The 12779-nt window shown below is 65.0% G+C and carries 12 protein-coding genes; 7 read left to right on the forward strand and 5 right to left on the reverse strand.

The window, feature by feature from the left end:
* Positions 1 to 120: 120 nt before the first annotated feature.
* On the reverse strand, positions 121 to 300 hold the full coding sequence (locus XH96_RS20600; RefSeq protein WP_194387420.1) for a hypothetical protein: 180 nt from the start codon (positions 298 to 300) through the stop codon (positions 121 to 123).
* A gap of 1100 nt (positions 301 to 1400) precedes the next feature.
* Between XH96_RS20600 and XH96_RS20605 the strand changes: the two genes are divergently transcribed.
* Genes XH96_RS20605 through XH96_RS20630 form a run of 6 tightly spaced genes read left to right on the forward strand, consistent with a single transcriptional unit; the run spans position 1401 to position 6445 of the window.
* Positions 1401 to 2012: a cytochrome c gene (locus tag XH96_RS20605; RefSeq protein ID WP_371740173.1), complete on the forward strand. Its 612-nt coding sequence runs from the start codon at positions 1401 to 1403 to the stop codon at positions 2010 to 2012.
* An 8-nt stretch (positions 2013 to 2020) separates the two neighbouring features.
* The gene (locus XH96_RS20610; protein WP_194387422.1) at positions 2021 to 3262 is read left to right on the forward strand and encodes a cytochrome c; all 1242 of its coding nucleotides are present in this window, start codon (positions 2021 to 2023) and stop codon (positions 3260 to 3262) included.
* A 19-nt stretch (positions 3263 to 3281) separates the two neighbouring features.
* Positions 3282 to 3458 (forward strand): hypothetical protein, encoded by a 177-nt coding sequence (locus tag XH96_RS20615; RefSeq protein WP_027542758.1) that lies wholly within the window; start codon positions 3282 to 3284, stop codon positions 3456 to 3458.
* Positions 3455 to 4021, forward strand: coding sequence for a cytochrome C oxidase subunit II (locus tag XH96_RS20620; protein ID WP_194387423.1), 567 nt, complete (start codon positions 3455 to 3457; stop codon positions 4019 to 4021). Before XH96_RS20615 ends, XH96_RS20620 begins: the two co-directional genes overlap by 4 nt.
* Complete coding sequence (locus XH96_RS20625) at positions 4008 to 5630, forward strand: b(o/a)3-type cytochrome-c oxidase subunit 1 (protein ID WP_194387424.1); 1623 nt, start codon at positions 4008 to 4010, stop codon at positions 5628 to 5630. Before XH96_RS20620 ends, XH96_RS20625 begins: the two co-directional genes overlap by 14 nt.
* Positions 5630 to 6445, forward strand: coding sequence for a c-type cytochrome (locus tag XH96_RS20630; RefSeq protein ID WP_194387425.1), 816 nt, complete (start codon positions 5630 to 5632; stop codon positions 6443 to 6445). The genes XH96_RS20625 and XH96_RS20630 overlap by 1 nt, the downstream gene beginning before the upstream one ends.
* Positions 6446 to 6605: 160 nt before the next feature.
* On the opposite strand, the gene XH96_RS20635 is transcribed toward XH96_RS20630, so the two are convergent.
* On the reverse strand, positions 6606 to 7088 hold the full coding sequence (locus XH96_RS20635) for a type II toxin-antitoxin system RatA family toxin (RefSeq protein ID WP_131868627.1): 483 nt from the start codon (positions 7086 to 7088) through the stop codon (positions 6606 to 6608).
* Positions 7089 to 7094: 6 nt separating this feature from the next.
* Positions 7095 to 8051, reverse strand: a complete 957-nt coding sequence (lipA, locus tag XH96_RS20640; protein WP_194387426.1) for a lipoyl synthase — start codon at positions 8049 to 8051, stop codon at positions 7095 to 7097.
* Between the two features lie 130 nt (positions 8052 to 8181).
* Here lipA and XH96_RS20645 point away from each other — a divergent pair, with 130 nt between their 5' ends.
* Positions 8182 to 8784, forward strand: a complete 603-nt coding sequence (locus tag XH96_RS20645; protein ID WP_194387427.1) for a DNA-3-methyladenine glycosylase — start codon at positions 8182 to 8184, stop codon at positions 8782 to 8784.
* Between the two features lie 110 nt (positions 8785 to 8894).
* On the opposite strand, the gene XH96_RS20650 is transcribed toward XH96_RS20645, so the two are convergent.
* Positions 8895 to 11771 (reverse strand): valine--tRNA ligase, encoded by a 2877-nt coding sequence (locus tag XH96_RS20650; RefSeq protein ID WP_194387428.1) that lies wholly within the window; start codon positions 11769 to 11771, stop codon positions 8895 to 8897.
* Positions 11772 to 11896: 125 nt separating this feature from the next.
* Entirely contained in the window at positions 11897 to 12667 is a 771-nt protein-coding gene (locus tag XH96_RS20655) for a PopZ family protein (protein WP_194387429.1), read from the reverse strand.
* Positions 12668 to 12779: the final 112 nt, after the last annotated feature.

Here is a 12779-nt window from a genome sequence, read left to right on the forward strand (position 1 = left end):
CGGAAAATGATCCCCTTCGGGGCTAGCCAATCGTCAAGCCTGACGCGGGATCGCATGGGTGGGAGCGACGTGAAACGCTGGCGCTGACCGGCCGGAATTCCAGGTTCATCGCGAGTCCCGTTACTGCGCCCCTCGCTCGACACGACAGATGACGGGGAGCTTTTGCTCGATCGCCTTCGCGAGCACCGTCCCCGTGGTCCGTCCGAGCTCTCTCGCGATGGTCGTGATCGGCTTGGTGCCTGCAAGCTCCCTGAGTCGGTTGAGGTCTTCCTCGCTCCACGATTGCTTCCAGCGCGCCATCTGTGCCCGTCCAGCTCCACGCCCCCGCGCCCGACTCATATTCTAGTTGAACACCTCAGAAAATACATCCCTTACAGGTGTACCGCTCGCGGGCAAGGGATGTTCCGCCGCTGCTCTACGTTTTGGCACGGACCGCACGGGTCGACCTTGGCCCGCACGAAGTATGACTGCCTGATCGTGCGCCAGAGGCTTGCGCGTGGCAGCCCATCCTTACCAGCCCTTGTGCTGCCTGTCGGGCAAGACACTCAGCCGGCAGGTCAATCCGCGCCGGCGAAAATATTCCGATTTACCGAATTTCGGAGTTTTCGTATCGATCCGCCACCCCATCCCGGTCAGAGGGGCGTATCGCGATCGTCACGACACGCGGGGTGAGCTGCGGTGGACGCAGGTGGGATCGGCGCGAGAGGCTTTCGCAGGGCGGGCGACCGTGAGCGACAGGTCTTCGTGCACACGACCGGTGCGGCCTGCGTACGGCAAAACCGTGTCGTCCTGGCGCCCGGGGTCTGTGCGCCAAGTCTTGCGGTCAAGTCTTGCGGTGATGTGGCGGCCCGACCGGGCGCGCGCATCAGTCATCGGCAAGGCGACGGGGGCAATAGTGCATCGCTCCCCGGGGAGAGCTCGGCATAAGCCGTCAAACCACTGCGCAGGGAAGGCCGGTTGTTGGGCTTCACCTGTATGCCGCTGTGCCGCCTCTTGTAGCGCAACCTTCGCACAGTGGACCGTGGGTGCCCGGCCGGCACCCGGTCTTCCCTGCGCCCTCTGACTGACGAGGGGGGCAAGATGCAGCAAAGCTCGGGCGAGACAAGCCGCGAAAGCGCAGGGTTGTGTCAGATTGTCAAAAAGCACGTAAGTTTTGTCGAATTTGATCGGGAGCGCACATGCGAAGGTCGCGACCAAACGTCATCGCGCGGGCCCGACCTTGCGCGGGAGCATATTGGCGCAATAATGCTCCGCTACTTTGTGATCCGGAATCAACCGATCCTGTTCTTTGGAGGGTGACGAGAGTGTTCGCTCGCACCATTGCTCTGGCCATCGCCATTGCCAACTTGGCCGCTTTTGATGGTGCGGCCGCACAAACGGCCAACCAGCCACCGGACACGATGGCGGCGCGGGTCGAAGCCTGCACGCCCTGCCACGGCAACAAGGGCGAAGGCACCAGCGATGTCTATTTCCCGCGCCTCGCGGGCAAGCCGGCTGGCTATCTCTACAACCAGCTCCTCGCCTTCCGCAGTGGCCGGCGCAAATATCCGCCGATGAATTATCTCCTGGAGTTTCTGCCCGATCCGTATCTGCAGGCGATGGCGGAGTATTTTGCCAACGAGCATCCGCCGCTGCCGCAGCCGGCGCCGAGCGAGGTCAGGAAGGACGTTCTCGCACAGGGCGAACAGCTCGCCAGCAGCGGTGATGCCAATCGCAACATTCCGGCATGCGTGAGCTGCCACGGCCCCGGCCTGACCGGCATGCAGCCAGGCATCCCCGGGCTGTTGGGCTTGCGCGCCGCCTATATCAGCGCACAGCTCGGCGCCTGGCGCTACGGCACCCGTACGGCCAAGTCGCCGGACTGCATGCAGCTCGTCGCCGGCCATCTCACCGAGGCCGACGTGACGGCCGTGGCCGCCTGGCTCGCGACGCGGCCTGCGCCCGCCAACCCGGCCCCCGTCCCGAAAGGCACCTATGCCCTGCCCTTCGGCTGCGGCAGCCAGCCCAACTGACGAGGCGGATGATGGTCTCGAAACTGTCGATCACGCTCTTTGCCATCGTCGCGCTTACGACAATTGCGCACGCGCAAGACAAGAGCAGCGATGTCATCGCGCGCGGCGAATATCTTGCCCGCGCCGGCGATTGCACGGCGTGCCACACCGCACCCGAGGGACGCCTGTTCGCCGGCGGCCGGCCTATGCCGACCCCGTTCGGCACGCTTTACACCTCCAACATCACGCCGGATCCCGACACGGGGATCGGCAAATGGAGCGCCGACGATTTCTACAAAACCATGCACAGCGGCCGCTTCCCAGACGGCGGGCTGATCTATCCAGCGATGCCGTTCGCGTCCTACACCAAGGTCACGCGCGCCGACAGCGACGCGATCTACGCCTATCTGCGCTCGATTCAGCCTGTGAACCAGAAGAATAAGCCGCACGAGCTGCGTTTCCCCTACGACAATCGCCAGCTCATCCTCGGCTGGCGCACGCTGTTCTTCACCGAGGGCGAGTTCAAGCCCGATCCGAAGAAATCCGCGGAATGGAATCGCGGCGCCTACCTTGTCGAGGGCCTCGGCCATTGCGGCATGTGCCACTCGCCCATCAACGCCCTCGGCGGCACCTCGCAATCGGAAGCCTTCAAGGGCGGCCTGATCCCGATGCAGAACTGGTACGCGCCGTCGCTCACGTCAAACCGCGAGGCGGGGCTCGGTGACTGGAGCATCAAGGACATCACGGACTTGCTGCAGACCGGCGTCTCCATGCGCGGTGTCGTCTACGGCCCGATGGCAGAGGTCGTACACAATAGCCTGCAATATCTGAACGACGAAGACACCAGGGCGATGGCGGTGTACCTCAAGAGCATTGCGGAGCCCTCGCCTCCACCGCCGGCAAGCTCGACGTTGCCGACCAGCGAGAGCAGCCTGCTGATCAGCCTCGGCAAGACCGTTTACGACAAGCACTGCGCCAGCTGTCACGGCACGCAGGGCGAAGGCAAGCCGCCGCACTGGCCGCCGCTCGCCAACAACCAGTCGATCGAGATGCAATCGGCGGTCAATCCGATCCGCATGGTGCTCAATGGCGGCTATCCGCCGGGCACCAAGGGCAATCCGATGCCTTACGGCATGCCGCCGTTCGCGGGGCTTCTGTCCGACAACGAGATCGCCGCCGTCGTTTCCTACATCCGCACCGCCTGGGGCAATCGCGGCACGCCGGTCTCGGCGCGCGAGGCCAACGAGCTGCGCTCCGCACCGCTGAACTGAGAGACGCCAGAGATCCGCCATGATCAATTCCGACCCGCCGACCAGTCCAGCCGCCGCCGACCAGGCCGTCGAAGAGGTCGTCGCGCAAGGCCCGTCCGGCGCGATCGTGCTCGCGGGCATCGCCACGGCCTGTGTGGTCGCGATGTGGCTCGCGTTCTATCTGTTCGTCTTCCTGCCACGTGGCTCGCTGCAATGAGCACAGAGGAATCCCATCACGACGGCGCCGAGGTCGCGGCCCGCGTCGAGCGGCGCTGGGCGACCATTTCCGTGATCATCATCGTCGCCATGGCGCTGCTCGCCGCATTTGCCGGCATCCATCGCGCGACCATGCCGCAGCCTCGCGTCGAGACCACCGATCCATCGCGGCTGCATCTCTCCGGCGAATTCGTCGAAAGCAATCTCGGTAGCGTGCTGGAAACCAATGGCAATGTGACCGTGCGTGCGATCGGCCAGCAATATTCCTTCACGCCGGCCTGCATCCTTGTGCCCGCGGACACGCCCATCACGCTCCGTGCCACCAGCGCCGATGTCGTGCACGGCATCCTGATCCAGGGCACCAACGTCAACACGATGCTCGTGCCGGGTTACATTTCCGAGCAGCCCATGCGCTTTGCGAGGACCGGCGACTATCTGATGCCCTGCCAGGAATTTTGCAGTTTCGGCCACGAGGGCATGTGGGGCAAGGTCAAGGTGATCGACAAGACCGAATTCGCCGATCGTGCGAAGGGTGGCGGGAGGCTGAGCTGTGTTGGTCAATAGGAAGCTCATCCTCGCCCATTTCTGGCTGGCCTTTGCCGTGTTCGGCATAGCGCTCACGCTCGGCGCCTGGCAGATGTTCATCCGCAGCCCGATCGGCACCTGGCTCTCCAATCCCGAGCTCTATTACCGCTCGCTGACCGCGCACGGCACAGTGATGGGCTACGTCTTCCCGACCCTGGTCGCGATGGGTTTTGGCTACGCCATCAGCGAGTCCGCGCTGGAGCAGCGTCTGGTCGGCGTGCGCTGGGCCTGGGCCGGATTCTGGCTGATCGTTGCCGGCAGCATCATGGCGGTGATCCCGATCGCGCTGGGCCGCGCCTCGGTGCTCTACACCTTCTATCCGCCACTGATCGGCAACGTCTTCTACTATCTCGGCGTCGTGCTGGTCGTGGTCGGCTCCTGGATCTGGGTCGCACTGATGTCGATCAACCTGCGCGTCTGGCGCAAGGCCCATCCCGGCGCGCCGGTGCCGCTGGCGATGTTCGCCAATGTCGCCGGCTCGTATTTGTGGGCCTGGACTGCGGTCGGTGCCGCGCTCGAGCTGTTGCTGCAGATCATTCCCGTCGCGGCGGGGCTGAAGACCACGATCGATGCCGGTCTCGCCCGCGTGTTCTTCTCCTGGACGCTGCACGCCATCGTCTATTTCTGGCTGATGCCGACCTACATCGCTTATTACACCATCGTGCCGCGCGCGATCGGCGGCCGCGTCTATTCCGACACCATGGCGCGGATCTCCTTCATCCTGTTCCTTGTGGTGGCGATGCCGATCGGCATGCACCACACCTTTGCCGATCCGCAAGTCGGTGCCGGCTTCAAGTTCATCCATTCGGCCTTCACGGCGCTGGTGACGTTGCCGACATTGCTGACGGTGTTCACGATCTGCGCCTCCGTCGAGATCGCCGCGCGCCTGCGCGGCGGGCGCGGCCTGTTCGGCTGGATCAGGGCCCTGCCCTGGGACAATCCGATGATGCTCGCGCTCGCCTTCTCCTTCGTCATGCTCGGCTTCGGCGGCGCCGGCGGCCTCATCAACATGAGCTATCAGCTCGATGCGTCCATCCACAACACGCAGTGGATCACCGGACATTTCCACCTGATCTTCGGCGGCGCCATCGTGATCATGTATTTCGCGATCGCCTATGATCTGTGGCCGCATCTGACCGGCCGCGAACTGATTGATCTCCGGCTGATCCGCACCCAGCTCTGGCTGTGGTTCGTCGGCATGATGATCACCACCTTCCCGTGGCACTGGGTCGGCATTTTGGGCATGCCGCGCCGCATGGCCTATTTCGACTTCGGCGATCCCGGGATCGCGCCGCAGGCGCTCTCCGTCACCCTTTCGGCGATCGGCGGCTTCATCCTGCTGGCATCGGGCATCCTCTTCCTGGTCATCCTGGCGCGCGGCATGCGCGCACCGCAGACTGACGCCGGTCCGTATCGCTTTGCGCTGGCCGTGCACCAGCCGGCGACGGTGCCGGTCGCGCTCAACACGCACGCGCTGTGGGTGGGGCTGATGATCGCGCTCACCCTCACCAATTACGGCTACCCGATCCTGACGCTGGCGCTGAACGAGGGCACCTCGGTGCCGGCCGTCTATGTGGGAGCGCAGTGATGACCGCGCGCGACCTCTTCACCTTCCGCAACAGGCATTTCACGGCAGCCGTCGGCATCACCGCCGCGATCCTCATCGTGACCGCGATCGGCGGCTTCATCGTGCTGCCTTTCGCCCAGCCCTGGGTCCAGTTCGCCAATGTCTGGGATGCGATCTGCAGCGCCGCCGGACTGCCGCAGCGGGCGGCGACGGTGGCGGCGCCGGAGCAGACCAGGCGCCTGTCCGAGGTCGTGCTCACCTCCTCCACGCTGGCGCGCCCGAACCAGGAGGCCATCGGCCGCGGCGCCACGCTGGCGCAACGCTGCGCCATCTGCCACGGCCCGACCGGCATCAGCCGCGCGGACTCGCCGAACCTCGCGGGTCAGTATGCGGCGGTGATCTACAAGGAGCTGCACGATTTCCGCTCCGGCGCGCGCACCAATGCCGTGATGTCGCCATTTGCAGTCAACCTGACCGACCAGGAGATTGCCGACCTGTCGATGTACTACGCCTATCTGCCGCGGCTGCCGGCCTACCACCCGACGCCGCAGCTGCCGAAACCCAACATCGTCATTTATGGCGCGCCGATGCGCGGAATCGCGCCCTGCGGCTCCTGCCATGGCAGCCTCGATAACAAGATCGGCAGCCCGTGGCTGGAGGGGCAGTCCGAGGCCTACATGAAGGCGCAGCTCCAGGCCTTCGCCTCCGGTGAACGGCGCAACGATATTAGCCAGCAGATGCGCAACATCGCGCGCGCGATGACGCCGCAGGAGATCGATCAGGCCGCGGCATACTACGCCTCGCAGCCGCCGGATGTGGTGAAGGCGGTGGACTGAGGAAGGTCTCGTGCCCCGGACGCAGCGCAGCGCTCCTTCAGCGGTGCGCTGCAGAGCCGGGGCCCATCGATCGAGTGAGGAGTCTGTCGCTATGGGTTCCGGCTCTGCGCAGCAACGCTAGTCTAAGGGCGTTGCAGCGCGTCTGGGACACGAGAGCTACCTACGTCGACGCCAGCTTCGGCCGGCCGTAGATCGCGTCTGCGCGCTTTTCAAACGCGGTGGAGAACCGCGCGAACGCGGCGTCGAACATCGAGCCCATCAGCATCGCCAGCATGCGGCTCCTGAACTCGTAGGCGAGAAAGAATCCGACGTCGCAAACGCCCTCACTCCCCTCTTGGCCCTTGGGCTCGAAGGTCCAGCGGTTTTCGAGGTTGCTGAAGGGACCTTGCAGATACTCGACCAGGATCTTCAGGTTGGCGCGATCGAGCGTCACGCGGCTGGTGAAGGATTCCTTGACCAGCTTGAACGACACCGTCATGTCGGCGACCAGCACCTCGGTGCCGTCCGGCTTGGCCATGCGCTGGCGGACCTTCAGCGCGCTGCACAGCGGCACGAATTCCGGGTAGCGCTCGACGTCGGCGACCAGATCGAACATCTCGGATGCGCTGTGATTGACACGGCGCTTGCTGGAAAAACGGGGCATATCGGTTCAGTGGGCGTTAGCTGCCCGCGCGGCCTTCAGTCTCGCAAAGTCCTCGCCGGCATGATGCGACGAGCGGGTCAGCGGGCTCGCCGACACCATCAGGTAGCCCTTGGTGTAGGCGACCTTCTCGTAAGACGAAAACTCGTCCGGCGGCACGTATCGCATCACGGCGTGGTGCTTGCGGGTCGGCTGGAGGTACTGGCCGATGGTCAGGAAGTCGACCTCTGCCGAACGCAGATCGTCCATCACCTGGAGCACCTCGTGGCGCTCCTCGCCGAGGCCCACCATGATGCCGGATTTGGTGAAGATGGTGGGATCGAGCTCCTTGACCCGCTGCAACAGCCGGATCGAATGGAAATAGCGCGCGCCGGGCCGCACCGTGAGATAGCGCGACGGCACCGTCTCGAGATTGTGGTTGAACACGTCGGGCTTCGCCGCGACCACGACCTCGAGGGCCCCCTCCTTGCGCAGGAAATCCGGCGTCAGAATCTCGATCGTGGTCGAGGGGCACGCGGCCCGGATCGCGCGGATGGTCTGGGCGAAGTGCTCGGCGCCGCCGTCGGCGAGGTCGTCGCGGTCGACGGAGGTGATGACGATATGAGCAAGGCCGAGCTTGGCCACCGCCTCGGCGACGTTCTGCGGTTCGGCCGCATCCAGCGCATTCGGCAGGCCGGTCTTGACGTTGCAGAAGGCGCAGGCGCGGGTGCAGGTATCACCCATGATCATGAAGGTCGCGTGCTTCTTGTCCCAGCACTCGCCGATGTTCGGGCAGCCCGCCTCCTCGCATACCGTGTGCAGACCGTTCGCCCGCACGATGTTGCGGGTGTCGGCATAGCCGCGGGTGTTGGGCGCGCGCACGCGGATCCAGTCCGGCTTCGGCGGCGAAGCGGAATCAGGCCGGTTCACCTTTTCGGGGTGGCGCGGGCGCAGCGGGTTCGAGATGGTATCGACAATAACGACCATGGGGTGTCCGGTCTGTTCAGGTCCTACCTAATCGGTCTGGCTGCCTGCCGCAACCCGGCTCGCGCCGCTTTAGGGAACATGGCAGATATGGGCAATATCCTGCTCTGTTCTCAGGCGATTCTCATCTCGAATGGCTCCAATCTCGAAGGCATCCACACCGCGGCTCGGCAAGCAGCTGAAGCGGACCTTTTTCGGCCGCAGCGTCCACGAGGTCGCCCCCGACCTGATCGGCGCGACCATGCTGGTCAATGGTGTCGGCGGGATCATCGTTGAGGTCGAGGCCTATCATCATACCGACCCGGCGGCACACTCCTATCGTGGGCCGACGCCGCGGAACCAAGTGATGTTCGGCCCGCCTGGCTTTGCCTATGTCTATCGCTCCTACGGCATCCACTGGTGCGTGAACTTCGTTTGCGAGGAGGAAGGCTCGGCCAGCGCCGTGCTGATCCGCGCACTGGAGCCGACGCACGGCCTGGCTGCGATGCGCCGGCGCCGGCATCTCCAGGATGCGCATACGCTGTGCTCAGGGCCGGGCAAGCTGACCGAAGCGCTCGGAATCACCATCGCGCACAACGCGCTGCCGCTGGACCGTCCGCCAATCGCTCTGCATGCGCGCACCGAGGATGTCGAGGTCGCGACCGGCATCCGCATCGGCATCACCAAGGCGGTCGAACTGCCCTGGCGCTACGGCGTCAAGGGCTCGAAGTTTCTGAGCAAGCCGTTTCCGAAGTGATCGTCATTCCGGGGCGATGCGAAGCATCGAACTCTGGTGCGCAATTGCGCACCTGAGAATCGCGAGATTCCGGGTCTGGTCCTGCGGACCATCCCGGAATGACTGAAACCTCACGACGCCTGCTTCAGCCGCTCCAGCGCCTCGAGCAGCTTGGCCTTGCGGGCCAGCGCGGCCTCGCGCTTTTCGCGCTCCTCCTCGACGACCTCCTCGGCCGCGTTGGCGACGAACTTCTCGTTCGCCAGCTTGGACTCGGCGCGCTTGATGTCGGCGTCGGCCTTGCCGATCTCCTTGTCCAGGCGCGTGCGCTCGGCAGCAACGTCGATCACGCCCTTCAGCGGCAGCGCAGCCACCTCGCCACGCACCAGCAACTGGACCGCCCCATCAGGCGCGCGATCGGCGAAGGAGATGTCGGACAGCCGCGCCATGCGCTTGATGACGTCGGTCCAGCGCGGCGCGCGCTCCCTGGTCTCGGCCGATGCGCCGGCGAGCACCAGCGCCGTCAGTGTCGCCGGCGGGATGTTCATCTCGGCGCGTACGGAGCGGATCTGGGTGACGAGGTCGATTACCCAGCCAATCTCGGCCTCGGCCGCGGGATCGGTGAAGTCGGCATGATCGAAGATCGGAAGCACCCAGGCCGGCGAAACGAGCGCATCGGTCGGCCCCGTCGTCGCCGCGAGCATCGCAAGCTGCTCCGGCGTCGGTTCGACCGGCTTCAGCGGCCACGGCGCCAATGCCAGCAGGCCCTCGCGCTTCGCCGTCACCTCCCACAGCTCCTCGGTGATGAAGGGCATGAAGGGGTGCAGCAGCTTCAGGATCTCATCGCGCGCCCAGGCGACCATGGCGCGGGTTTCGTCCTTGGCGGGACTATCCGGACCGAGCAGCACGGGCTTTGCAAGCTCGACATACCAGTCGCAATAGACGTTCCAGACGAAGCGATAGATACTGCCCGCAGCGTCGTTGAACCGATAGGCTTCGATCGCCTCGGTCACCTCACGCGTGGTGTGCGCCGTCTCATGCGCGATCCAGCGGTTCAGCGTCTCCTTCGCCTTCGCCGGCTCGAAGCCTTCAGGCACGGCGCAGTGGTTCATCTCGGCGAAGCGGCAGGCGTTCCAGAGCTTCGTCGCGAAATTGCGATAACCCTCGACGCGGCTGGTGGCGAGCTTGATGTCGCGCCCCTGCGCCGCCATCGCCGCCAGCGTGAAACGCAGCGCGTCGGCGCCGTATTCGTCGATCAGATTCAGGGGATCGATGACGTTGCCCCTCGACTTCGACATCTTGGCGCCCTTCTCGTCGCGGACGAGGGCGTGGATGTAGACGGTCGAGAACGGCACCTCCTTCATGAAGTGCAGGCCCATCATCATCATGCGGGCGACCCAGAAGAAGATGATGTCGAAGCCGGTCACAAGCGCGTTGGTCGGGTAATAGCGCTGCACCTCGGGCGTATCGTCGGGCCAGCCGAGCGTCGAGAACGGCCACAGCGCCGAGGAGAACCAGGTGTCGAGCACGTCCTCGTCGCGCGTGATGAAGCCTTCGCGCTTGTTGCGGTCGAGCGCCATCTCGCGCCCCTGCTCGACCGTGATGACTTCCTGCTCGACGTAGTAGCCGAGCGCGTGACTGACGGCCTCCTCCTCGGTCTCGGCCACGAACACCTTGCCGTCAGGTCCGTACCAGGCCGGGATCTGGTGGCCCCACCAGAGCTGCCGCGAGATGCACCAGGGCTGGATGTTCTCCATCCAGTCGAAATAGGTCTTTTCCCAGTTCTTCGGCACGAACGTCGTTTCGCCCGAACGTACCGCCGCGATCGCAGGTCTCGCCAGCGTCTTGGCGTCGACGTACCACTGGTCGGTCAGGTAGGGCTCGATCACGCTGTTGGAGCGATCGCCGTGCGGCACCATGTGGGTGTGCGGCTCGATCCGTTCGACGAAGCCGAACGATTCCAGGCGTTCGACGATGCGCTTGCGCGCGACGAAGCGGTCGACCTTGTGGAACTCCTCGGCGAACTGCGCGGCACCTTCAGGCAGGTCGCGCAGATAATCTTCGTTGTCGAGGAGATCGAGGCAACCTTCCCTGTCGAGCACGCTGATCCGGCGCAGGCCGTGGCGATTGCCGACTTCGAAATCGTTGAAGTCGTGCGCCGGCGTCACCTTCACCGCGCCAGAGCCCTTCTTCGGATCGGAGTACTCGTCGGCGACGATCGCAATCTTGCGGCCGACCAGCGGCAGGATGACGTTCTTGCCGATCAGCTTCTGATAGCGCTCATCCTCGGGATGCACGGCAACGCCGGTATCGCCGAGCATGGTCTCAGGGCGCGTGGTGGCGACCACGATGAAGCTCGAGGGATCCTCGGGGCTGAAATTTTTGCCCTCGATCGGGTAGCGCAGATACCAGAGGTGGCCCTTCACTTCCGTCTGCTGCACTTCGAGATCGGAGATCGCGGTGAGCAGCTTGGTGTCCCAGTTCACCAGCCGCTTGTCCTTGTAGATCAGTCCCTCGCGGTGCAGCTCGACGAACACCTTGACGACGGCTTTCGACAGGCCCTCGTCCATGGTGAAGCGCTCGCGCGACCAGTCGCAGGAGGCGCCGAGCCGCTTGAGCTGGTTGATGATGGTGTCGCCGCTCTCGGCCTTCCACCGCCAGACGCGCTCGAGGAATTTCTCGCGGCCCATCTCGCGGCGGCCGGGCTGCTGGCGCTCCATCAACTGCCGCTCGACCACCATCTGGGTGGCGATGCCGGCGTGATCGGTGCCGGGCTGCCACAGCACGTCGCGGCCGCGCATGCGCTCGAACCGGCACAGGATGTCCTGCAGCGTGTTGTTGAGGGCGTGGCCCATATGCAGCGAGCCCGTCACGTTCGGCGGCGGGATCACGATGGTGAAGGGCACGGCATCACGCCGGTCGGGGCGACCAGCCTTGAAGGCAAGGCTGTCCTCCCACACGACGGACATGCGGGTTTCAATATCGGCGGGCTGGTAATTTTTCTCGATCATGGGGCTGCTAGAAAGCCGCGCGAGGGGGCCAAGTCAACGAAAAGGTCAGCGCACGGGCTTCCGGCCCGGTCAACGAGCCCAATATGGCGTACGAGCGGGGCTATATCGGGGCCGCACGGCCCTTCTCAGCGGCCGCCGCGCGAGACTCGCTCGATTTCGGCCTTCACGATGCGTTCAACGAGGCCCGGCAGGTTGTCGTCGAGCCAGGACTTCAGCATCGGCCGCAGCATCTCCTTGACCAAATCCTCCAGCGTCCGTGCATTGCTGCTGAGCACCGTATGGGCCAGGGAATTGAAGGCGGATTCGACCGCGGAGACGGTCGATTGCGCGAGGATCGGCTGCTGCGGCGGCAGCGGCGGGGCGTCAAAGTCCACCGGCGCGTAGGCCGGCGGCGGCGTAAGCCGCGGCGGGGGCGACGATTCGGCGAATTCGAGATCGTCGCGCGGCTCGACCTTGCGGAAGCTGGGCGGCGGCGGAGGCGGTGTCGGATCCACCGCCATCTCGTCCGTCAATTCGAGTACGTCGGGTTCTGGTTCCGGCTCCGGCTCGGGAGCGCGGACCTCGGGCGCGGGTGTGGCGGCGTCGAGCCCCGCCAGCAGCGCGTCGATATCGTCCTGGTTGTTGGTGGCGTCCGCCGCGGGCGCGGGTGGCGGCGGCGGAGCCGGCTTCGCAACTGGCGGCGCCGGCTTCTCGGCAGCAGGTTTTGCGGGCGCGACCTTGGATGGCGGAATGTCGTTCATGGCCTGCGGCTTCGGCGGCGTCGCGGGGGCTGCGGCCTTCTCGGGCTTGGCGGCCTCAGCAGGCGGGGGCTTTGCCTCATCGTCGGCAATGATGCGCCGGATCGAGGCCAGAATCTCCTCCATCGAGGGTTCTGTGACCTTTGCAGGCTGCGTCATCTCCGACTCCACATCATCAACGCCCTCGCATGCGTTGTTTTACACCAAGCACGGCAGGATTGGCCGGTTCCGCAACGGGAGGCCCGTCATTTTCGCCGCGGCAGCCCGACTT

It is taken from the genome of Bradyrhizobium sp. CCBAU 51765, assembly GCF_015291725.1.
Taxonomy (GTDB): domain Bacteria; phylum Pseudomonadota; class Alphaproteobacteria; order Rhizobiales; family Xanthobacteraceae; genus Bradyrhizobium; species Bradyrhizobium liaoningense.

Coding starts and splice junctions, on each gene's coding strand:
- XH96_RS20650 (WP_194387428.1), bottom strand. CDS start 11,771: ATGATCGAGAAAAATTACCAGCCCGCCGATATTGAAACCCGCATGTCC.
- XH96_RS20645 (WP_194387427.1), top strand. CDS start 8,182: ATGGCTCCAATCTCGAAGGCATCCACACCGCGGCTCGGCAAGCAGCTG.
- XH96_RS20620 (WP_194387423.1), top strand. CDS start 3,455: ATGAGCACAGAGGAATCCCATCACGACGGCGCCGAGGTCGCGGCCCGC.
- XH96_RS20635 (WP_131868627.1), bottom strand. CDS start 7,088: ATGCCCCGTTTTTCCAGCAAGCGCCGTGTCAATCACAGCGCATCCGAG.
- XH96_RS20655 (WP_194387429.1), bottom strand. CDS start 12,667: ATGACGCAGCCTGCAAAGGTCACAGAACCCTCGATGGAGGAGATTCTG.
- XH96_RS20600 (WP_194387420.1), bottom strand. CDS start 300: ATGGCGCGCTGGAAGCAATCGTGGAGCGAGGAAGACCTCAACCGACTC.
- XH96_RS20615 (WP_027542758.1), top strand. CDS start 3,282: ATGATCAATTCCGACCCGCCGACCAGTCCAGCCGCCGCCGACCAGGCC.
- XH96_RS20605 (WP_371740173.1), top strand. CDS start 1,401: ATGGCGGCGCGGGTCGAAGCCTGCACGCCCTGCCACGGCAACAAGGGC.
- lipA (WP_194387426.1), bottom strand. CDS start 8,051: ATGGTCGTTATTGTCGATACCATCTCGAACCCGCTGCGCCCGCGCCAC.
- XH96_RS20610 (WP_194387422.1), top strand. CDS start 2,021: ATGATGGTCTCGAAACTGTCGATCACGCTCTTTGCCATCGTCGCGCTT.
- XH96_RS20630 (WP_194387425.1), top strand. CDS start 5,630: ATGACCGCGCGCGACCTCTTCACCTTCCGCAACAGGCATTTCACGGCA.